Source organism: Flavobacterium calami, from assembly GCF_038290035.1.
In the GTDB taxonomy this organism is placed as follows: domain Bacteria; phylum Bacteroidota; class Bacteroidia; order Flavobacteriales; family Flavobacteriaceae; genus Flavobacterium; species Flavobacterium calami.
Genome location: NZ_JBBYHS010000023.1, coordinates 59,828 through 81,923, shown reverse-complemented (window position 1 = coordinate 81,923; position 22,096 = coordinate 59,828). Strand labels below are relative to the sequence as shown.

The 22,096-nt window shown below is 35.4% G+C and carries 17 protein-coding genes; 7 read left to right on the top strand and 10 right to left on the bottom strand.

The genetic code is table 11. The features are described from left to right. Positions 1-144: 144 nt before the first annotated feature. Both rpmA and rplU read right to left on the bottom strand, forming a co-directional pair. A complete protein-coding gene (gene rpmA / locus AAEO57_RS18745; RefSeq protein ID WP_025539465.1) occupies positions 145-405 on the bottom strand; it encodes a 50S ribosomal protein L27 in 261 nt (86 codons plus the stop codon). 24 nt (positions 406-429) lie between these two features. Then, a complete protein-coding gene (rplU, locus tag AAEO57_RS18740) occupies positions 430-873 on the bottom strand; it encodes a 50S ribosomal protein L21 (protein ID WP_078227187.1) in 444 nt (147 codons plus the stop codon). Between the two features lie 274 nt (positions 874-1,147). Between rplU and AAEO57_RS18735 the strand changes: the two genes are divergently transcribed. Both AAEO57_RS18735 and AAEO57_RS18730 read left to right on the top strand, forming a co-directional pair. After that, positions 1,148-2,470, top strand: coding sequence for a M16 family metallopeptidase (locus tag AAEO57_RS18735; protein ID WP_341694566.1), 1,323 nt, complete (start codon positions 1,148-1,150; stop codon positions 2,468-2,470). 12 nt (positions 2,471-2,482) lie between these two features. After that, positions 2,483-4,531, top strand: a complete 2,049-nt coding sequence (locus AAEO57_RS18730) for an insulinase family protein (RefSeq protein ID WP_341694565.1) — start codon at positions 2,483-2,485, stop codon at positions 4,529-4,531. Between the two features lie 203 nt (positions 4,532-4,734). Here AAEO57_RS18730 and AAEO57_RS18725 read toward each other — a convergent pair whose 3' ends face one another. Continuing rightward, a complete protein-coding gene (locus tag AAEO57_RS18725; protein ID WP_341694564.1) occupies positions 4,735-5,601 on the bottom strand; it encodes a DMT family transporter in 867 nt (288 codons plus the stop codon). Positions 5,602-5,701: 100 nt separating this feature from the next. Here AAEO57_RS18725 and AAEO57_RS18720 point away from each other — a divergent pair, with 100 nt between their 5' ends. Further along, positions 5,702-6,082 (top strand): heavy-metal-associated domain-containing protein, encoded by a 381-nt coding sequence (locus AAEO57_RS18720; RefSeq protein ID WP_341694563.1) that lies wholly within the window; start codon positions 5,702-5,704, stop codon positions 6,080-6,082. Between the two features lie 143 nt (positions 6,083-6,225). Then, positions 6,226-6,687: a VOC family protein gene (locus AAEO57_RS18715; protein WP_341694562.1), complete on the top strand. Its 462-nt coding sequence runs from the start codon at positions 6,226-6,228 to the stop codon at positions 6,685-6,687. Between the two features lie 62 nt (positions 6,688-6,749). Here the strand turns inward: AAEO57_RS18715 and gldD are convergent, their stop codons facing one another. Genes gldD through mutY form a run of 4 tightly spaced genes read right to left on the bottom strand, consistent with a single transcriptional unit; the run spans position 6,750 to position 10,150 of the window. Beyond that, entirely contained in the window at positions 6,750-7,310 is a 561-nt protein-coding gene (gene gldD / locus AAEO57_RS18710; RefSeq protein WP_341694561.1) for a gliding motility lipoprotein GldD, read from the bottom strand. Position 7,311: 1 nt separating this feature from the next. After that, complete coding sequence (locus AAEO57_RS18705; RefSeq protein WP_341694560.1) at positions 7,312-8,604, bottom strand: gliding motility-associated protein GldE; 1,293 nt, start codon at positions 8,602-8,604, stop codon at positions 7,312-7,314. A gap of 23 nt (positions 8,605-8,627) precedes the next feature. Continuing rightward, complete coding sequence (locus AAEO57_RS18700) at positions 8,628-9,065, bottom strand: single-stranded DNA-binding protein (RefSeq protein WP_341694559.1); 438 nt, start codon at positions 9,063-9,065, stop codon at positions 8,628-8,630. A gap of 38 nt (positions 9,066-9,103) precedes the next feature. After that, on the bottom strand, positions 9,104-10,150 hold the full coding sequence (mutY, locus tag AAEO57_RS18695; RefSeq protein ID WP_341694558.1) for an A/G-specific adenine glycosylase: 1,047 nt from the start codon (positions 10,148-10,150) through the stop codon (positions 9,104-9,106). 140 nt (positions 10,151-10,290) lie between these two features. Here mutY and AAEO57_RS18690 point away from each other — a divergent pair, with 140 nt between their 5' ends. Continuing rightward, positions 10,291-10,581, top strand: coding sequence for an HU family DNA-binding protein (locus AAEO57_RS18690; RefSeq protein WP_007805026.1), 291 nt, complete (start codon positions 10,291-10,293; stop codon positions 10,579-10,581). Between the two features lie 391 nt (positions 10,582-10,972). Further along, positions 10,973-12,517: an Rne/Rng family ribonuclease gene (locus tag AAEO57_RS18685; protein ID WP_341694557.1), complete on the top strand. Its 1,545-nt coding sequence runs from the start codon at positions 10,973-10,975 to the stop codon at positions 12,515-12,517. Positions 12,518-12,629: 112 nt separating this feature from the next. Here AAEO57_RS18685 and pbpC read toward each other — a convergent pair whose 3' ends face one another. Beyond that, positions 12,630-15,005 (bottom strand): penicillin-binding protein 1C, encoded by a 2,376-nt coding sequence (gene pbpC, locus AAEO57_RS18680; protein WP_341694556.1) that lies wholly within the window; start codon positions 15,003-15,005, stop codon positions 12,630-12,632. A 222-nt stretch (positions 15,006-15,227) separates the two neighbouring features. Then, complete coding sequence (locus AAEO57_RS18675; RefSeq protein ID WP_341694555.1) at positions 15,228-20,912, bottom strand: alpha-2-macroglobulin family protein; 5,685 nt, start codon at positions 20,910-20,912, stop codon at positions 15,228-15,230. Between the two features lie 206 nt (positions 20,913-21,118). On the opposite strand from AAEO57_RS18675, the gene AAEO57_RS18670 reads away from it, so the two are divergent. After that, on the top strand, positions 21,119-21,652 hold the full coding sequence (locus tag AAEO57_RS18670; protein ID WP_341694554.1) for a hypothetical protein: 534 nt from the start codon (positions 21,119-21,121) through the stop codon (positions 21,650-21,652). Here AAEO57_RS18670 and AAEO57_RS18665 read toward each other — a convergent pair whose 3' ends face one another. Next, positions 21,653-22,096, bottom strand: a complete 444-nt coding sequence (locus AAEO57_RS18665; RefSeq protein WP_341694553.1) for a nucleoside deaminase — start codon at positions 22,094-22,096, stop codon at positions 21,653-21,655.

The following is a 22,096-nucleotide window of genomic DNA, read 5'->3' as shown; positions in this document are numbered from 1 at the left end:
TATTGATTGATTGCGATTTAAATATTACTTTAGCCATTGCTCGTTTTTTGTGCAACTCTAAGATACTATTTTAGATTAAAAACAGCAAAAAAAAGGCTGTCCTTACTTTTAGGACAGCCTCTTCTATAATAATTTATCTAATGATTATGCTTCGAATGGAAGGATAGATACATAAGATTTGTTATCTCTTTTCTTTTGGAACTTAACAACTCCATCAACTTTAGCATGTAAAGTGTGATCTTTACTGATGTAAACGTTTTCACCTGGATTATGTTTTGAACCTCTTTGTCTAACGATGATGTTCCCAGCAATAGCAGCTTGTCCACCAAAAATCTTAACGCCTAGACGTTTTGATTCTGATTCTCTACCATTCTTCGAACTACCGACACCTTTCTTGTGAGCCATGACGTATGAGTTTAAATATTGTTATTATTCTTCTTTAGCTTCTTTTTTTGCTTTTGGAGCTGCTGCTTTTTTTGCTTTTGGAGCTGCTTCAGCTTCAGTAGCCGGAGCTTCTTCTGCTACAACTGCTTTTTTAGCTGCTGCTTTTTTAGTTCCACCTGCTGCAGTAATACCTTCAATTACAATTTGTGTAAGATATTGTCTGTGACCATTTCTCTTTTTGTATCCTTTTCTTCTTTTCTTTTTGAAAACGATAACTTTATCACCTTTTAAGTGTTGTAACACTTTAGCTTCTACTGAAGCACCTTCTATAGCTGGGGCGCCTAAAGTTACATTTCCGTTATCATCTAATAAAAGAACTTTGTCAAAAGAAACTTTTGAACCTTCTTCGTTAGCTAAACGGTGAACATAAACCTTTAAGTCTTTGCTTACTTTAAATTGTTGCCCTGCTATCTCTACGATTGCATACATACCAAATTGATTTATTGATTTTTAAGGTTGCAAATATACAATTAAAATTTTAGTATGCAATCCCTTGTTTCAAAAATATTTTCATTGCTTTAATTCCTGTTTTTCAAGGCTTTTATTATCTTTTTACAAACGGTTTTGAAGTAGAAGATTAGTAAAAATCTTCCAAAACAGATATCATTTTTTCAAATAATAACTAAAAAAACTTATTTTTGATGTAACATAATCAACCCCAGGATATCTAATCTACTTAGATAATTATAAATTATTAATCTTTATGAAAAATTCAATAATGATGTTAAGTGCTGCACTAATGCTCGGCGGAGTAGCTAATGCTCAAAAAGTAGCTTTCGAAGAATACAATTTAGACAACGGCATGCATGTTATTTTGCACAACGATCCTTCTGCACCTGTTGTTGTTACTTCTGTAATGTATCACGTAGGATCAAAAGACGAACGCCCTGACCGTACCGGTTTTGCACATTTCTTTGAACATTTATTATTTGAAGGAACCCAAAACATAAAACGTGGTGAATGGATGAAAATCGTTACTGCGAATGGCGGAGTCAATAATGCCAATACTTCTGATGACAGGACTTATTATTATGAAGTTTTTCCATCAAATAATTTAGAATTAGGTCTATGGATGGAATCTGAAAGATTAATGCACCCAATCATTAATAAAATAGGTGTCGAAACACAGAATGAAGTAGTTAAGGAAGAAAAAAGAATGCGTTACGACAATCAGCCTTACGGAAATATTTTGCCGGAGGTAAAAAAATACATGTTCAAAAATCACCCATACCGATGGACAACCATTGGTTCTATGAAAGATCTTGACGCTGCTACTCTGGAAGAATTTCAGGCATTCAACAAAAAATTCTACACACCGAATAATGCTGTTTTGGTTGTAGCCGGGGATTTCGACAAAAACAAAGCCAAAGAATGGATTCAGAAATATTTCGGACCAATTCCGAAAGGAGAAGTTTTGAAAAAGCAAACTTACACCGAAGAACCAATCTCTCAGACCATAACCGCAACTTATGAAGACCCGAATATCCAGATTCCAATGGTAGTTGCTACGTACAGGACACCTTCGATGAAAACAAGGGATGCAAGAGTTTTAGATTTAATTTCTTCTTACTTAAGTGATGGAAAAAGCTCTAAACTATACAAAAAAATAGTCGATGATAAAAAAATGGCCCTTCAAATTGGTGCAGTAGGTTTTAGCCAGGAAGATTACGGAATGTACATTTTATATGGCCTGCCAATGGGTAAATATACTACGGCAGACATTTTAAAAGAAATGGACGAAGAAATAGTAAAAATCCAAACCGATTTAATTTCTGAGAAAGACTATCAAAAATTACAAAATAAATTCGATAATAATTTTGTCAATGCAAATGCAAGCGTTGAAGGAATTGCAGAAAATTTAGCCTCTTATTATTTGCTTTATGGAGACATAAATCTTATTAATACCGAAATCGACATTTACCATTCTATTACTAGAGAAGAGATCAGGGAAGTAGCTAAAAAGTATTTAAACCCTAATCAGCGTTTAATTTTAGATTATGTTCCTTCAAAAAAAGTTCAAAACTAAGAATATCGAATCATGAAAAAATTACATACAGTTTTAATCCTTTTATTCCTTACCGGAATTATGCAAGCACAAGACCGACCACAGCCAAAACCAGGAAAATCACCTGTTGTCAACATCAAAAAACCGCAAACTTTTGTATTGGCAAACGGTATGAAAGTTTTAGTTGTTGAAAATCATAAATTACCAAGAGTAAGTTTTAATCTTACGCTGGATAACGCTCCTTTTACCGAAGGAAATAAAAAAGGTGTTGACGAATTAACCAGCAGTCTGATTGGAAACGGCACAAAAAAAACCACAAAAGAAGCGTTTAATGAAGAGATTGACTTTTACGGAGCCAACATCAACTTCACGTCTCAGGGAGCATCAGCAACTGCCCTTTCTAAATATTCCGGACGGGTTTTGGAACTTTTAGCAGAAGGTGCTTTACAGCCAAATTTCACACAGGATGAATTTGATAAAGAAAAAGCAAAAATGCTGGAAGGCCTTAAAGCCGATGAAAAAAGCGTTCCTGCCATTGCGAATCGTATTGTAGATGTTTTAACTTTTGGAAAAAATCATCCTTCAGGCGAATTTGTTTCTGAACAAACGCTCCAAAATGTTACGCTTGATGATGTTAAAGCCAATTACAACACTTATTTCGTTCCTGAAAATGCTTATTTAGTTATAGTTGGCGACATTAAATTTAAAGAAACAAAAGCGGCTGTAGAAAAGCTTTTTAACGGATGGAAAAAACAGGCTGCTCCAAAAAGCAGTTACCCAAATCCTGAGAACGTTTCTAAACTTGAAATTGATTTCGTAGATGTTCCAAATGCGGTTCAGTCCGAAATTTCATTGGTAAATACTGTAAATCTGAAAATGAGCGACCCTGATTTTTTTCCTGCAGTAATTGCAAATCAAATTTTAGGAGGCGATTTTAACAGCTACCTGAACATGAATTTACGCGAAAAACACGCCTGGACGTACGGTGCAAGCTCAAACATTGGAAGCGGAAAATATGTAACTAAATTCAAAGCTTCATCTGCTGTCCGAAACGCTGTTACAGATAGCGCCGTGGTTCAGTTTATAAAAGAAATCAAAAGAATCAGAACCGAGAAAGTTTCTGAAGATGTTCTGAAAAATGTAAAAGCCGGATACATCGGGCGTTTTGTAATGCAGGTTGAAAAACCTCAGTCAGTTGCTCGTTATGCTTTAAACATTGAAACAGAAAAACTTCCGGCTGATTTCTACGAAAAATACATTCAGACCATTAATAATGTTACAATTGACGATATTTATCGTGTTTCGAACAAGTATTTTCAAATCGACAACATGAGAATTGTAATTGTCGGAAAAGGATCTGAAGTACTTCCTGGTCTGGAAAAACTACAGATTCCGATTTCTTATTACGACAAATACGGAAACCCTGTTGAAAAGCCAGTTACCAAAAAAGAAGCTCCGGCAGGAATTACTGCAAAAAGCATTTTTGACAATTACATTAAAGCAATTGGCGGAGAAAAAGCTGTTTCTGCTGTAAAAACATTGTTCATGAACGGAGCAACAACAATTCCGCAAGCTCCTGCACCTTTGACTTTTGTTTCGAAATTAGATTCTAAAGGAAAAATGATGGTTTCCCTTTCTATGGGAAGTATGGCTTTGATGAAACAAGTTGTAAACGACAAAGGTGCTTATGTTGAACAACAAGGACAGCGCAAAAATCTTGAAGGTGCTGATTTAGCCGAAATGAAAGCGAATGCAGCTCCTTTTGAAGAATTACAATTGAGTAAAAGAACAGATTTAACCGTAAGTGGAATTGAGCAAATAAACGGTAATGATACTTACTCCATAAAAGACGGCAAAACGATTTACTTTTATGATGTGAAATCAGGATTAAAAGTAGCCGAAACCAAAGTAAAAGAACAAAGCGGACAATCGACTACACAAACAACTTATTTTAATGATTACAAAGAAGTAAAAGGCGTAAAAGTTCCTTTTAACTTAATACAAAACGCAGGTTTTGAATTGGATATTAAAATGTCTGATATCAAAATCAATGAAGGAGTTACTGAAAAAGATTTTCTTTAAAAAGTTTCTGAGTTGCTAAGGCACTGAGATTCTAAGATTCTTTTTAACACAAAGGCTGTCAACTACGACAGCCTTTGTTATTTGTATTTTGTCAGGCTGAACGGAGTCGAAGCCGCATTCCAATTGGTACGCCCTTCGACTCCGCTCAGGGTGACACGACGACAACATTTCACATCTCACAAAAACCATTTCACAACCAAAAATTACTTCTTCGCCGACAAATAAACCCCAATCAAAATAACAAATGCTCCAAAAAACTGAATTGGAGTCAGCATTTCGTTATCCAGCAATCCCCAGAAAAAAGCTACTATCGGAATTAAATACGTTACAGAAGTTGCAAATACCGGCGAAGACATTTGTATCAGTTTAAAGAACAAAACATTTGCGATTCCCGTACCTAAAACACCTAAAATCATTACAAACAAAACAGAATATTGCGTTGTTTCCAGATCTATCTTTTGTGTAAAATCTGTAGTGCTCAAAATAAGTAAGGCAGGTAAAAATAAAACTGCAAAATTCCCTGTTGTAATACTCAGTGAATTCAAATCGGATAAATATTTCTTAATCAGATTGACGTTAATAGCATAACACAGCGTTGCAATTACAACTAAAATCAGATAATAATAGTTTTGACCTGACTGACTTGAAGAACCATTCAAAACCAATAATAAACAACCAATCAATCCGATAAAAACGCCTAAAACCTGACGCTTTTGAAACTGGATTCCAAAAAATATGATTCCTAAAACCAATGTATTTAAAGGCGTAAGCGAATTTAAAATAGCCACAATCGAACTATCGACCTGAGTTTCGGCAATCGCAAAAAAGAAAGCGGGGATAAATGTCCCGAAGAATGAAGTCAGGGCAACAAATTTCCATTGGCGCAGGGAAATTTTCTTTAAACTTGAAAATCCGACTACAAGCAGAAACAAACCGGCAAAAATGATTCGGAGCGAACCCACCTGAATTGCCGTTAACCCCACTAATCCCCTTTTGATTAGAATAAATGAACTTCCCCAAATTAGTGAAAGCAGCAATAAATAAAACCATTTTAATTGTTTTGCATCCATAAATCGTATTTTACTGCAAATTTGTAATAATTTTAGGAACTGACCTTCTGATTTTTATTAATTTTGCAACAAACATATTGACAAACTAAAATTACATATAATGAAATTTACAAAAATAATAGCATCGTTAGCCATTGCTGGTTTGGTACTGGTAAGCTGTAAAAAAGAAGAAGATAAAAGTTTAGCAATCGCAAAAGGCGAAAAAACAGAAACTCCAAAAGAACACAAACCAATCGCTGCAGAAAATGTACAAACAGCAAGTTTTACAATCGACGGAATGACATGTGCTGTTGGATGCGCCAAAACTATCGAAGAAGAATTAGCAAATCTCGATGGAGTTGAAAAAGCCGCAGTAGATTTCGACAAAAAAACTGCAACCGTAACATTCGATAAAACAGTTCAAAATCCTGAATCTTTGACAAAAGTTGTTCAGGAAACCGGAGACGGAAAAACATATAAGGTTTCAAATATGAAATCGTAACAAAACGATTATCAAATCCTGACTGAAAACACAAGGATTAGTAACAACACATTTTAGACAGTATTAAACTCAGGTTTACTACTGTCTTTTTTTTCTAAATTGCTTTCAGAATTATATTTCAATTTACACTCAACAATAAAAGAATGAATCTTAAGTTTAGCCACATAGATATTTTAGTTAAAGACCTCGAATCAGCCTGCAGTTATTACAAAGAAACACTTGGCGCTGAGATTTCAAAAAAATTCACCTGGAAAAGAGAAGAACTTCATGTTACATATGCTGTCGTAAAAATTGGTCAGGAACGATTTATGCTTGTAGAACCTTTTTCAGGAAATTTAAAAAATCTGCTAGACACCAAAGGCGAAGGAACGATATATCGCCACTGCTATTCTACTCCAGACATTGAAGCTGCTTTTGATGAATTGACAGCCTCCGGAGTTCAGCCAGAAGACGAAAACGGAAAGCCTTTATCACGGAAAAGCCTCAATTCTCCCAGTGGGGTCAGAATTATTTGGCTTCCAAAGCGTTTTGGAGAATTCTCAATTGAAATTCTTGAAGAAGCAGGACTTCAACAATTTATGACAGAAGCATTTTCAGCAAAATAAGCATCAATAGCTGATATTTCAAACAAAAGGCGCTCAAAATTGAACGCCTTTGTTTTTTAATTTTATTTCCATTTCAAAGTCTCCATAAGCCTTTGCATATCATTTTTGATATAACTTGCCGCCGGCATCACTGAATCAAAATTGGGTTTACTATAAAAATAAACCGATCCAGTGATGAAATGCTTCGTACTATCGGTCACATAAAATTGTGAGTTGGTTGCCGCATTTCCGTTTACCTGATAGAACATTCCGTATACTTTTTTTTCAGGGTTTAAATAAGGCTGCTCTAATATATCATCGGCTTTAATAACATGCTCGTAAGTTAGTTTTTGAGCATCTCTCAGCAGTTTATCGATATTATTATTTACAGGTTTATAAGTCAGGTAAATAGTAGCTTTCATTTTTGGATATGTAATTGCAAAGCTGCATTCTTTTTCCCCTTTAATCTGAGCATCCTCATTCATTTGAAACGAAAACGGACATGTATTTTCAAAGTTTACATATTTAGCCATTGGATAATCTAAACGCAAAAAAGCAGCCGGTTTTGGCAATACATCATCTTTACAGCTTATAACAGTGAGGCTCAGTAAAATTACTGCTATCCAAATTGTTTTTTTCAACATCTTATTCTATTGTTACTTTTATTTGTTTAACACGTTTTTTATCAACTGCTTCTATGGCAAAGACACAATTTTCAAAAGTTATTTTTTGATCTTTTTTAGGGAAATTGCCTAAAATTTCAAGTATAAAACCGGCTAATGTTTCTGCCTCTCCTTTCTGTGATTCAAAAAGATCTTCATCAACATCGATAATCCTGTAAAAATCCTTCAGGTTAATTTTCCCTTCAAAAAGAAAATTCTTTTCATCTATTTGAGAAAAATTCAAATGTTCGTCATCAAACTCATCACTGATATCCCCGACGATTTCTTCAATTACATCTTCTAAAGAAACCAAGCCTGACGTTCCTCCGTATTCATCAACCACAATCGCCAAATGACTTTTCATGCTTTGGAAATCTTTGAGCAGGTTGTCTAATTTTTTATTCTCAGGAACAAAAAAAGCATCTCTAATTAAAGTTGTCCAGTCAAATTCGGTTTTATCTATATGAGGCAATAAATCTTTAACAAACAAAACGCCTTCAATCTGGTCAATATTATCACGATAAACCGGAATTCTGGAAAAACCTGTTTCAATTATTTTAGGATAAATCCCGGCAAATGTTTCTGATATCTCCAATGCAAAAATATCAATCCTCGGGCTCATTACCTGTTTGGTATCTGTATTTCCAAAAGAAACAATTCCTTCTAAAATTTTTTGTTCTTCTGTTGATGTTCCTTCAGAATCTGTCAATTCCAAAGCCTGCGAAAGCTGATCAACCGAGAAATTTGTTTTTTGTTTCCCTAATTTATTGTGCAAATATAGCGTAACGGCACGCATTGGCAAACTTACAGGAGAAAGTAATTTATCTAAAAAAGCAATGGGATAAGCTACACGTTTGGCAAATTTTATAGTATTACGCCCGGCATATATCTTAGGAAGGACTTCCCCAAAAAGCAGGATCAAAAAAGTAACCACAATTACTTCTAAAATAAACTTTAATAAAGCGGAACTAATCTCTTCAAAAATAGTACTTCCGATAAAAGAGAACAGAATAACCACTCCAATATTAAAGAAATTGTTAGCAACTAATAATGTCGCTAAAAGTTTTTTGGGTTTCTCTAAAAGGTTCGAAATTATTTTCCCTTTTGGATTGTTTTCCTGTAATGCGTCTTCAATATCCTTTTGAGACAAAGAAAAAAAGGCAACTTCAGCACCTGAAACAATCGCTGATAAAAAAAGCAAAATAAAAATTCCGACAAAACCAATAATTAAATTGTTGTCAGAAAGCGTAAAAAGTAAACTGGGCTCCGGGTCCAAATTAAAAAGGATTAGTTAAACAATCAAAAAGGCAAATCGTTGACCGGCAAGCCTTCTGTAGGATTTTCAAAGTTAGTGTTTTTTGTCGATTCAGAGGCCTGATGTTGTTTGTGCTCTGTCTCTTTTTTTGTTGTCAAAAAGGTAAATTCAGTTACCTGAATTTCAGTAGTATATTTTGTGGTTCCGTCTTCAGCCTGCCATTGCCTTGATTTTATGCGGCCTTCAACATATATTTTATCTCCTTTTGACAAATATTTTTCGCAAATCTCGGCCGCTTTATTTCGTACAACCAAATTATGCCACTCTGTCGAGGTAATTTTTTCGTTTGTAGTTTTATTGATATACACCTCATTTGTTGCCAGTTGAAAACGGCCAATACAGTTGCCCCCGTCAAAATAATGCATTTTAACATCGTCCCCCAAATGACCTATCAGCATCACCTTATTTAATGTTCCATTCATAATATAAGATTTATGTTTCTACTCAAAGATACTTTTTTTTAACGACTTTTTTCTTCGTTTTCAATAAAATTATAAATAACAATTGGGAAAGGAAAAGATTTTAATTCATTATAATTCAAACCATTAACCACATTTTCATCTACTTTTACTTTCCAGAACTGTATGTGTAAATGCTGATGTGAAAGCTTATGAATAACCGTCGCATGAGAACACTCTTCTAGTGCGGTAATAGTGTAAGAAGACAAAATTCCCTCGCGAATTGTTTTAGCAACAAAATTAAAATCGACAATTCCATTCGTTTCCAGTAACGGAAATTCATATAAGTTGTGCCAGATACCTTTAGAAGTACGCTTTTGAATTAAAGTATTCCCCAAAACATCTTCTAATACCAGATAATTAAAGAAACGGTTTGTGATTTTTAGTTTTTTAGATTTTACCGGCAGCACATCCACTTTCTTTTTTTTCAAAGCCAGACAGCTCCCATTAAAAACACAAACAGAACAATCCGGACTTTTAGGAACGCATTGCAAAGCGCCAAACTCCATTATAGCCTGATTAAAAATTGCAGGTTCCTCCTTTGGCATCAATTCATAGGCAAGTTGAGCAAATTCTTTTTTTGTTGGCGGTAAAGCTATATCTGACTCAATATCAAAATAACGTGAAAGCACCCTGAATACATTTCCGTCAACCACAGGAACAGCTTCATTATAAGAAAAAGAAGCAATTGCGGCAGCGGTATATTCCCCGACTCCTTTTAATTTCAGCAACTCCTTATATGTGGGAGGAAAAACACCTTTTAAATCATTAGCTATAAACTGGGCGGTTTTATGCAGGTTTCTCGCCCTTGAATAATATCCTAATCCCTGCCAGAGTTTTAAGACTTTCTCTTCATCGGCATTTGCTAATTCAAAAACAGTAGGAAATTCCTTTGTAAAAGAAAAAAAATAAGGCATTCCCTGAGCTACTCTTGTCTGTTGAAGCATAATTTCTGACAGCCAAATTTGGTAAGGATCGGTTGTTTTTCGCCAAGGCAAATCGCGTTTGTTTTGTAAATACCATTTTATCAGCGTGTTATGAAAATCCATTTAAAAATACTTAGAAAACAAAAGTAAATGTTTATGTAATTAAAATTTAACGAATTAGCTTGATTAATTATTTTTTTAATTCCTATATTTGCAAACTCAAAAAAATAGTACATCATTTATAAAATAAAATAGGAAAGAAAATGACGAAAGCAGATATCGTAGCGAAAATTTCAGAGAAATTAGGTCTTGAAAAAGGAGATGTTCAGGCAACAGTTGAAACTTTTATGGAAGAAGTTAAAACTTCATTAGAAACTGGTGACAATGTTTACCTAAGAGGATTCGGAAGTTTCATCGTGAAAACCAGAGCTGAGAAAACGGGAAGAAACATTTCTAAAAATACCACAATCAAAATTCCTGCACACAATATTCCTGCTTTTAAACCTGCAAAAGTTTTTGTAGAAGGAGTTAAAACAAACAACGAAGCAAAATAATACTATTAATTAACATAAAATCTGACACGATATGCCAAGTGGTAAAAAAAGAAAGAGACATAAGGTAGCGACTCACAAACGTAAGAAAAGAGCGAGAGCTAACCGTCACAAAAAGAAAAAGTAGTTTTAAACTACTTTTTTCTTTTTAAACGTTCATTGAAATTGGAGTTTGACAGACTCAGTCACGGATTACAGTTTGCAGCCTAAAACTGCTTACTGCCACCGAAAACTGATAACTAACTCCACCGGGTTAATACCTGTTAAAAATATTGTTTAATCCATCCTTACAATTAGGCCTTAAGCTTTACGCTATAAGCTTTAAGCAATTTACGTTGCCTATTGCCTATTGCCTATTGCCTATTGCTGGAAAGTTCGGATAAAAATTTACAGAGTGAATAAAGAATTGATCATTAGATCTAGTTCTGAAGCCGTAGATTTTGCCTTATTAAAAGATGGAAAACTAATTGAATTACACAAAGAACAAGAGACAAGCAACTTTCAGGTTGGTGATATTTTTATTGCCAAAATACGAAAACCAGTTGCCGGACTTAATGCTGCTTTTGTAAATGTAGGCTTCGAAAAAGATGCCTTTTTACATTATCACGATCTGGGTCCAAACTTAGCTTCCCAACTGAAATTCATAAAACTTGTAAGCGCAGGTAAAATAAAAGATTTCTCCCTAAAAACCTTTCAGTTTGAAAAAGAGATTGACAAAGATGGCATCATTACTGATATTTTAAGTGCCAATCAATCTGTCTTAGTCCAAGTTGTAAAAGAACCTATATCGACCAAAGGTCCAAGGATAAGCGCTGAGCTTTCACTGGCAGGAAGATTTATAGTTCTGGTTCCGTTTTCTGACCGTGTTTCTATTTCGCAAAAAATAGAAGACAAAAAAGAAAAGGACCGTTTAAAAAAACTTGTTCTATCGATCAAACCTAAAGGATTTGGTGTTATTGTTCGTACAGTAGCCGAAGGCAAAAATACAGCCGAATTAGAAAAAGATTTGCAGAACCTGCTTGGCAGATGGACTGCAATGTGTAAAAAATTACCAACTGCTCATCATCCGTCCAAAGTATTAGGAGAGCTTAACAGAGCTTCTTCGATATTAAGAGATGTATTCAATGATACCTTCAGCGGTATTCAGATAGATGATGAAGAGTTGTACCATCAAACGAAGGATTATCTGCAGGAAATTGCACCTTCAAAACAATCAATTGTGAAGTTTTATCAATCAAACGACACTCCGATTTTTGAGAAATACAATATAGAGAGACAAATCAAAACTTCTTTCGGAAGAACGGTTTCGATGAGCAAAGGCGCTTATCTTATCATAGAACACACTGAAGCACTCCATGTTATAGATGTAAACAGTGGAAACCGTTCTAATAAGGCGACCAATCAGGAAGACACTGCCATGGAAGTTAATATGATTGCAGCAGCAGAAATCGCAAGACAACTTCGTCTGCGGGATATGGGCGGAATCATAGTTGTTGATTTTATCGATATGTCTAATCCTGAAAACAGGAAAGTCCTGTTCGACTTCTTGCGAGAAGAAATGAGCGACGATAAAGCAAAACATAAAATATTACCGCCAAGTAAATTTGGCTTAGTCCAGATTACAAGGCAAAGAGTAAGACCGGAAGTTAACATCAAAACCAGAGAAGAAGATCCTAATAAAGTAAATGGTGAAATTGAAGCACCTATCTTAATTATCGATAAAATCTCTTCTGATTTAGACCGACTTCTAAAAACCCACAAAAAAGTTGTACTTAACGTACATCCGTTTGTGGCTGCATACCTCAGTAAAGGTTTTCCATCCTTACGTTCAAAATGGTTTTTTGAACATAAGAAATGGGTGAAAATCATACCTCGTGACGCTTACACGTACTTAGAATATCATTTCTACGACAATAAAGGAAATGTTATTTCAGAATAAAACAAAACCGCCTTTCGAAAGACTGGCGGTTTTTTTATGGCTTTTTTTTTGTTTTTTCCGCCACGAATTCACAAATTATTATAAATCAATTCGTGAATTCGTGGCGGAAAAATTATTCTCGAATTATTTCAATTTTTCTTCTAATTTCATTCCCAGAAGCATCAACAACTGTAATGTAATGTGCTCCTGTTGTTGGCGTAATTGGCAATTCATGAAATGTCTTGGTTGTAGCTTTATACACATCGTCAACGTACCAGAATAATTCCTTATCTCTTTCTGAATAAGCTACTTTCAAAATTACAGGCTGTACGTTGCTGTTAAAATCTTTTGTCAAGTAAATTTTACTATTTGCTTTCGGATAAATAAAATCCATTGTTGTAGTTTGTGTTCCTTCGCAGCCTTCTTTAAATGGCGGCAACGGTAAATATTCAATATGCTGACTTTTATAGTACCACGCCATAACCGGAGGCAGTACAAACCAGTTTTTTGTCACAATATTATCTACGCTTTCGCAACTGCTGTTTACCTGAAACTGTTCTGTTTTATCTAAATGAATGGTCTTATGATACGGACAAACTTTAGTCGATTTTCCTTTTTTAGAAACCCATTGTTTGATTTTCGGACAATTATCCTTTGCCAGATAACCGCTCAGGCGGCAAACCTCAACTTCGGCTAAATCATTATACGGTGTATCAAACCATCTTTGTCTCGGTAAAAAATTAAAAACATCAAACAAAATTGGCGCAGCGCTGGCAACTCCGGTTAAAGTCGGACGACCTTCTCCAGTTGCATTTCCCACCCAGATTCCTACTACATATTTTGAATTAGTTCCAATGGCCCAGGCATCCCGATTTCCGAAACTTGTCCCGGTTTTCCAGGCAATTTTGAGCGAACTGTCGTAAAACTTCCAGGCTTCGTCTCCTTCCGGCCTGTTTACCTCTTCCATTGCGTTGTAAGTCAGCCAGATTGCTCCTGCACCCAGGATATTTTTCTGATTGGTTTCTGAACCAAAATCGGACTTAAAATCATTTTTATAATTCAGTTCAGCAAATTCATTAGTTCTATATTTGTTATTATTTTTAGTGTAATAATTGACCGTGGAAGAAAGATTTGCATACGTTCGGCACAAATCCCACAAATTACTTTCAGCACCTCCTAGAATAAGCGATAAGCCATAATGATCGGGCGTTTTATTAATATTCTTTAATTTGAATTTCTGCAATTCTTCATAAAATTTATTTACTCCAAAATCCTGCAACATCAAAACCGCCGGAATATTTAACGAACGTGACAAAGCACGATGTGCCGGAACTGCTCCATCAAAAGTAAGATTAAAATTTTGCGGTGTATAACCTGAAATCTGTGTTGGAACATCTGCAATTAAAGTATTCGGAAGCAATTCGCCATCATCGAGCATAGCGCCATACAAAAGTGGTTTCAAGATACTTCCAGTACTTCTTGGCGCATCAATAATATCCACATCTTTTTGATGGTCTACATCGGCGGGAGAATTTCCAACATAACTCATCACATTTCTACTCTGAACATCAATTACCAAAATAGCCAGATTATGAACTTCATTCTGTTTGTACTGATTGTAATAATATCTCGCAATTTGATTGACACGATTTTGCAAAGCATAATCAATTGTGGTTTTAACTCTTGTTCCTTCTTCGTTTTTAGCTACTCTTTGAAGCAAATGCGGAGCGATTTGAGGCAAATCATAGGGTTTTTGAGGCAATGGCTCTTCTACCGAAAGCTCGTACGTCTGCTTGTCGATTATGCCTTCCTGATGCAATTTTAACAAAAGTCGGTTTCGTTTATTTAATAATTTTATCTGATTTTTTCCTGGATAAATCAAACTTGGTGCATTCGGTAAAACAGCCAAAACTGCATTTTCTGCCCATGACAATTGATTCGACTGCACTCCAAAATAACGCCACGAAGCCATTTCTAATCCCACAACATTTCCTCCAAATGGTGCGTGAGCTGCGTACATCTCGAGAATTTCATTTTTAGAATAACCTAATTCTAATCGGGTTGCCAAAATAATTTCTATTATTTTTTCGAAATAGGTTCTTTTTTTTCCTTTTCGGGATAGCCGAATAACTTGTTGTGTCAGCGTACTTCCACCTCGGACTACTTTTCCTGCTTTTCTATTTTGTTTAAAAGCATTAATCATCGCTCCCGGATTAAATCCCGGATGTTTATAGAAATACTCGTCTTCAAAATAAACAATGCATTTCTTGAACTTGTCGGGAACACTATCTTGCGCTGGAAAACGCCATTGTCCGTCTCGGGCAATTTTAGCGCCGAGTAATTCTCCTTCTTTACTTTCTATTACGGTTGAATATGGTTCTTTGAATAAAGTTCGGGGAAGGGAAAAATAGTAAATCAGCAAAAGCACAAATGCAATTGCTGATTTGATTTTGTTTTTTTTGATCCAGTTTATAATGCGTTTTGAGAACGCTATTAGTTTATTTTTCAACGTAGTAATTATTTAACCGCAAAGGCGCAAAGTTATTCGCAAAGTTCGCAAAGTTTTTTTGCTCGCAGATTCCGCAGATTTGCTTCGCCTGTTCGCTTTCGCTCGGGTAGAAGATTTTATTTTTATCTGCCTGATCTGCAAAATCTGCGAGAAACTTTATTTACCACAAAATTCACAGTTTCAAAAATCCTTTTTAATACGTGTAATTTGTGGCTGATAATTTTATTTTACCACCTCAACCCAGAATCCTTTTGTTCTGGCTAAGAATGTATTATCGTACATGGCTTCACATTGCAATCCTGGCAGGTAATAATCCCCTAAATACGATGCGTTTAACAGAATTCTGAAAACTTTGGTTTCTCTGGATTTCATTCCGAAATAGAAATTAGTCCTATCATCGCGAATGTCAATATAATCGGCGATGTTATTTACGGCATCCCCATAATCTGTGAAACGGGTGTTTACAATTTCAAATCCCGAAGGCAGAATTTGAGATAACGCCACATTTTGAACACTTTCTCCTCTTTGATTTTTAATGGTTACTTCGGCAACAAATTCGGTTCCCTGATTAATTTTGGAAACATTGATTACGCTTCCTTTTCTGTTTTTGAAAACAATAGAAGCTGTAACATCACTTTGAACTTCATTTTCTTGTCCGATTGGTAGAATTCCAGTATTCAGCACACGAACATAAACGGTATTTCTTTTATTGTTTTTCAACGTAATACTGTTTGTGCCAGAAGCAACAGACAAACTACGATCTGCTACTGATTTACCTGTGTTTATCGTCTCGCCTTTTCCGTTTTTACTAAACTGAATATTGATTCCTTTTGGACCGTTGCTAACTGCAAATTTCGACATTGCATATAGGCAGTAAGCCGTTGTTTGCGTACTCATCCATTGATTAGCCGACATTTCTTTGGCTAATTTTGTCGCTGTTGCAAAAGCTTTTTGTTTTTGACCTAAAAGAAGCATCGTTTCCAGAGCCATTGCCCTGTTTCTTTCGCTTGAACCATAGTAGTAATAGCTGTAACCATCTGAACTTCCGTCGATACTTGTTTTCAAGAATAAACTTTGTCCTGCTGATTTTTGGCCTGCTAAAACATAAGCAGCTGCCAAACGAAGCATACTTTCATTCGAAATGCCTTTTGTCTCTCTTAATCTGTTCATTGCTGATAAATCGGCATTTCCGGCTAAAGCCAAAGTATATAGACGATACGCCTGAGCTAAATCATTTCCGTATTTAGGCTCAAAACGCCATTGTTTTGCTTCGCGTTGCTGGTATGAAATCCATTTTGATTTGAAATTAATTGGCAATACATATCCTTTTTTCTCTGCTTCAATTAAGAAATGTCCGGCGTAAGAAGTTCCCCAGTCGTCTGCAATTGCATTTCCTTGCCAGTACGGCAGACCGCCATTTGACAATTGAAAATTACCCAATCTTACAATTCCGGCTGCAATATTTTTCTGAATCAAATCTTTACGTTTCACATCAATATCTGCCACATCTCCTAAATATAATTGTGGAAAAACTGATGAAGTGGTCTGTTCTACACAACCGTGAGGATATTGAATTAAGAATTGTAATCTTCCATTCAAATTCATAGACGGCATTGATGAAACTTCTAGTCTTGCTTTGTTACTTCCTGCAATTCCAAATGTTTTCCATGAAATTGTCTTCGTACTATTTGGTGTTAAAACAACATCTGTAAAAGTGCTCGTAACCGGGTTTGGATTTGTCATATCAATTTCAACATCATAAACCGATTTCTCGCTTCCTGAAGTCGCAATTACCTGAACTTTTGCAATCCCAGTTGCAGATCCTACAACCAAATTAAAATAAGCCATTTTTTCATCCGGCTGTTTAAAGTTTAATCTCTGAACTGCGCTTCCGACAACTTTCAAACCGTTGCTGGTTTTTACCTGAATCGAAACATTTTTGATTTTGTTTTCTGTAGCAAAAACAGTTACTGGAAGCGTTACTTTTTCTGATGGTGAGATCTTTCTTGGTAACGAAGCCAAAACCATCAACGGACTTTTAACTTGTGTTGCTTTTTCAACACTTCCGTAAGCGCTTGTCTTCGCATCTCCCGCCACAATCATTGTTCGAACTGAACCAATGTATTTCGGCAATTTTAACTGGTGTGATTTCGTTTCTCCTTTTACTAATTTAAATGGTCCGTAGTATAATACAACTGGTTTAAAACGGTTGGCTTTTTTAGCTTTTCCTCCGCCTAAATCCTGGTCACCACCAATACTGAAAATCTGGTTTATTTTTCCGCCATAAGCACCAATAACATCATCATAAACGTCCCAGGTTTTTACTCCCAAAGCTTCACGAACGTAAAAACTGTCCCAGGCATTTGGTGTTTTAAAACGAGTTAAATCCAAAAGACCTTCATCTACAACTGCGATGGTATACGTCATTTCTTTACCTGATTTCTCGCCTACTTTTACTGTAAACGGTTGTTCTGGTCTTAAAACATCGGGCATATTAAGAGTTGGTGCCAAAATGGTGTTTTTATCCACCACTTCTATTGGCACAATTCCGTACATACGAATCGGAGAATCGTTTTTGGTCGACGCATGCGGCTGTAATAATGTGATATTGAAATATACATTTGGCGCCATTGCTCCTGTAATTGGAACCTCAACTTTGGTTTCTCCTTTTTTAGTTTCAGCCCAAATAGTTTGCACCACTCTTGATCCATTTTCTACAGAAATTAAAGCACGTCCGCCTTCACTAGAAGGGAAAGAAATTTGTGCTTTTTCTCCAACAGCATAATTCTTTTTATCTGTAGAAAAAACTAACATATTGGCTGTTGATGCATCTCTGTTGCGTGTTTTTCCGGACCAGATTGGCCAGTCGATATTTACGGTTAAAGAAGTTGCATGACCGTCTTCCTGATCGGCAACACGAATTAAGTAACGTCCCCATTCTTCATCTGTTAAAGCAAATTGGAAACTTCCTTTTCCGCTTGAATCCGTATTGATAACAAAAGTTTTGTATGAAGTTGTTGCATTCGATGAATTATAATTTGATAAATTATCACTCGAAGAATCCCACCACCATCTCCAGTCTACTTTGTAAACCCTTACTTCGAGATTACGAACTGATCTTGGTCTTCCGTTTTCATCAAGTGTAACCACATCAAAACGATTGTTTGTTCTCGTTTCAAGCATGTTGTACTTGTTCAGTTCCGGAGTTTTAAGTCCAACATAAGTTTTGTATGGAGAATAACTTGTTGACATTACATCTGTACTAAAATCTCCTCCTTCTTCATATACTTTTGTGATGAATGAAGCGCGAAGCATTCCAGGAGCCTGACCTTGTAATCTTGGCTGAATGTGTACTGAAGCTTTTCCGCTTTCATTTAATTTCCCAGAGAAAACATTAATTTCTTCTGTACTGAATTGACGTGACAAATCATCAAAAGTATATTTTTCATAACCTTTAAAAGTGGTAGCCTGCTGAGAGAATTTCGCCTGCATTTCTACATTCAAATTCTTAGCAATAGCACCGTGAAGCCACGTCACTTCAAGATTATCTGTATTTGGATACGAAGCCGAAAGTGTTTTTCTGCTAAATGTGTTTTTAATTTTTAAACGATTCGGTTTTATTGTTTCAATCTTGATGCTCTTATAAAATTTCGCACCGCCCACACTTACCATTGCTTCCCAGTTTCCGGTTGGCGCATCCTGATTTGTTGGCACAATAAAGGCATAATGATTTAAATCGTTCATTTTTTGAACCGTTTGATAAACCGTTTTACCATTTGGATCGTTTAATCTAAATTTAATTGGATGTGACTTTGGCAATTTATTCGCCGCATCATTCAAAATAAATGATAAGTACAAATTATCTCCCGGACGCCAGACACCTCTTTCTCCATAAATAAATCCTTTTAGCCCTTTTTGTAAAGTCTCTCCGGCAACATCAAAATTACTTACCGATAATGAAAGTCCATCGTCAAGCTTCACGTACGTCGATTGATCTCCTAAAGTTACAATAGCAAAATAAGCAAATTTGTCTAATTGGAAAGAGGCAATACCTTCGCTGCTTGTCGCTCCTGTCGCAAGTTTTTGCTGCTGAAAACTATACAATTCTACTTTGGCATTCGAAACCGGTTCAGTTGTAACGATATTATTTACGGCAAAAAAGTACGATTTGTTTTCTCCTCTTTTGGCAATGACTCCTAAATCAGACGCTAAAATATTAGTCGCAACCCGAGCATTATAATAGTACGAAGCTGTACAGGGATCCTGACTTTCTCTCCAGTCATAATTGTCGTAATAATAATCGTCATAAGGATTTTCGCTGTAGTTTACATCATTTTCATCAACCTCTTCTTCCTCTTCTTCATTTGAATCGTCTGAAGTTTCGCATTTGTATAAAGAATATTTCCTTTTAAACACAAGTTCTACTCTGTATATCGCTCCCGGTTCCGGTTTTATTATTTTAGACAAGTCTAAGGCATACGTATTCCATTTGGTTAAATTTACCAGTGTGCTTTCTTTTAAATTGAGCGTAGTTTTTGCAATCGGCTGAGCTACTCTCTTCAGATTGCTCGATCCGTTTAGTTCATTGTAATGAAGAAACTGCAGAATATTATTCTTGTAAATTTTATACACTTTTACGTCAACTGCGCTAAGGTTTACAGCTTCAAAATTGAGTTTTAAATTATTTGAACTTGGTAAAATCGTTCCGTTTTTGATTAACCGAACATTGGGCTTTATCTGATCAAAAGAGATTTTTTCTGAGTAATTGGCTTCGAGTTTTTTACCAAACTGACTTTCGATCCCCTGAAAAACTTCCAGTAATAATTCCCCCGTAATAACCTGTGCCGGCTCTTCCTCCGGAACAACTTCAACTACATCTTCTTCAACTGCAACAACTGCACTGTCCACAATTGCTGCTGCGGAATCGACTACAACAGCTGCAGAATCAGTCTCAGCATATACTGGTTCTTCAACCGCAACCACAACCGGTTCTTCTTCTTTAACTGCCGCCTGATTCGTAAAATATACTTTAAGTAAATTTCCTTGTGTAGAAAACTTTAGGTTATTGGTATTCTGAATCGAAACCAATCCTGCAAAATCCTGCCCTTTTTCCAGAGGTTCGGAAAAATTGATTACAACCGACTGATTATTCCCATCAGGGACTTCAACTTTTATAACTTTAAACTCATTAATACCTGTAATCGGAAAATCGATTTGCCCTTTCTGATCGATATCAAAATCATTTCCATCATAGATAATTTCCAGATTTGAAGCTTCTGACTGACGCTGAATACTATCAATTATAAAATGAAATTCTTTTCCCGAAGACACACTTTTATCAAACTTAATCGAAAGATCGTTTCCATTATGTTTGGCTTTGACTAATTTGATTGCTGTCTCTAAATCAATATTGTCTGCTGTTTTCAGAACACAGTTTAAATACTGATATTCTTTGCTGTACGACTGAATATCTGCCGTATTGATTGTAAAATCCTGCTTAAGTGTTTTAACTGTAAAATTGAATTTAGAAAGTTCGCTTTCTTTTTCTTTCGGAATAGCAGTTAGTTTATCTAAGTTTAAAGTCACCTGATATTCTGTTCCTGGTTTTAATTTTTTCTCCGGAATAAAAGCCAGAGTATTGGTGGAAAGCGCTACGACTTTTCCGCTCACACTTGGCGAAATATCAAACAAATCGTCATCCAGTTCCTGATTGGGTTTCCAGTCGTTTTTATCAAAAGCCAAAACCACCCGTATATCAGAATCGGAAGAAACAATTCCGCCCGTAAAACTGGTAATGTAATCTTTGAATAACGAAAAATCGGAGTTGAAATCTGCAGCTGATTTACGTCCGCAGGATTGAAAAATAAAAAAAACACAAAGTGCGAGAACTAATCCTTTTGCTTTCACTTTTATCTGGAGTTAATGGTTTACAATTTAAAATTAACACGAATTACCCGTTACGTCCATAACAGTAAAAACGCAATTAAATTATGTTAAAAGTAGAATATTTTTAAGAAGAAATTTCTGTAACCCGTTAATTTAACTTTTGTTGAAGTTTTCACAAAAAAACAGATTATTAAAGTGTTATCTTCATGCTTTTAAATTAAAAAAAAATGCCTGAAAATTTAAACAGATACTCTTTTGAAAATGAATTTATTATAAAAAATAAAAATGTAATTATTTATCTTTTGGGGGTAATAACTTTTATTGTTTTAATAACTTTTGCAGATTATTATATTTTACCTTTTTCAAAAACTAATGATATAATTACTCATTACGGAGTTCGAACTTCTGGAAAATCCAGACAAAAAGTTTCATATCATTATTTTACACAAAAAGGACATACTTTTTCTACAGCAAAAGAATTCATTGAAGAAAACAATATTCTAGTTGAAACTTCTTTAGTATTTAAATTTGTAACAACTGTAAAGTCTGAGAAAAAAAATTATACTAATATCCTTTCTAGCGGTTTAAGTATCAATGGAATTCAATTCTATACTTGCCTCATCCTGCTTTTTTCACTAGGAATAAGTATAAAAATAATGCTTTCGAAAAAAGGTTTTTCTGAAAACACGTTTTACAACATTGTTTGTTTTAATTCCTTTATGATATTTATATGTATTTACATGGGCGGATATTTGTTTTAACTACTTACGTCTTTCCAGAAAAAAACGCTTCATTAAATCAGCTGCTTCATTAGCCATTATACCAGAAACAACCGTAGTTTTAGGATGCAGTTTTGTTCCCATGGTCATAAACCCTCTTTGTTCATCTCTGGCTCCAAAAACAATTTTTGAAATCTGACTCCAGTACAACGCACCGGCACACATCTGACAAGGTTCTAAAGTAACATACAGTGTACAATCTTTTAAGTATTTTCCGCCCAGAAAATTAGCTGCTGCGGTTATAGACTGCATCTCTGCATGGGCCGTAACGTCGTTTAACAATTCGGTTAAATTATGACTGCTTGCAATCACCTTATCGGCCACAACAATAACAGCTCCAACAGGAATCTCCCCTTTATCAAAAGCCATTTCAGCTTCCTGCAAAGCTTTTTTCATAAAATATTCGTCGGTGAAAGGATTTATCAT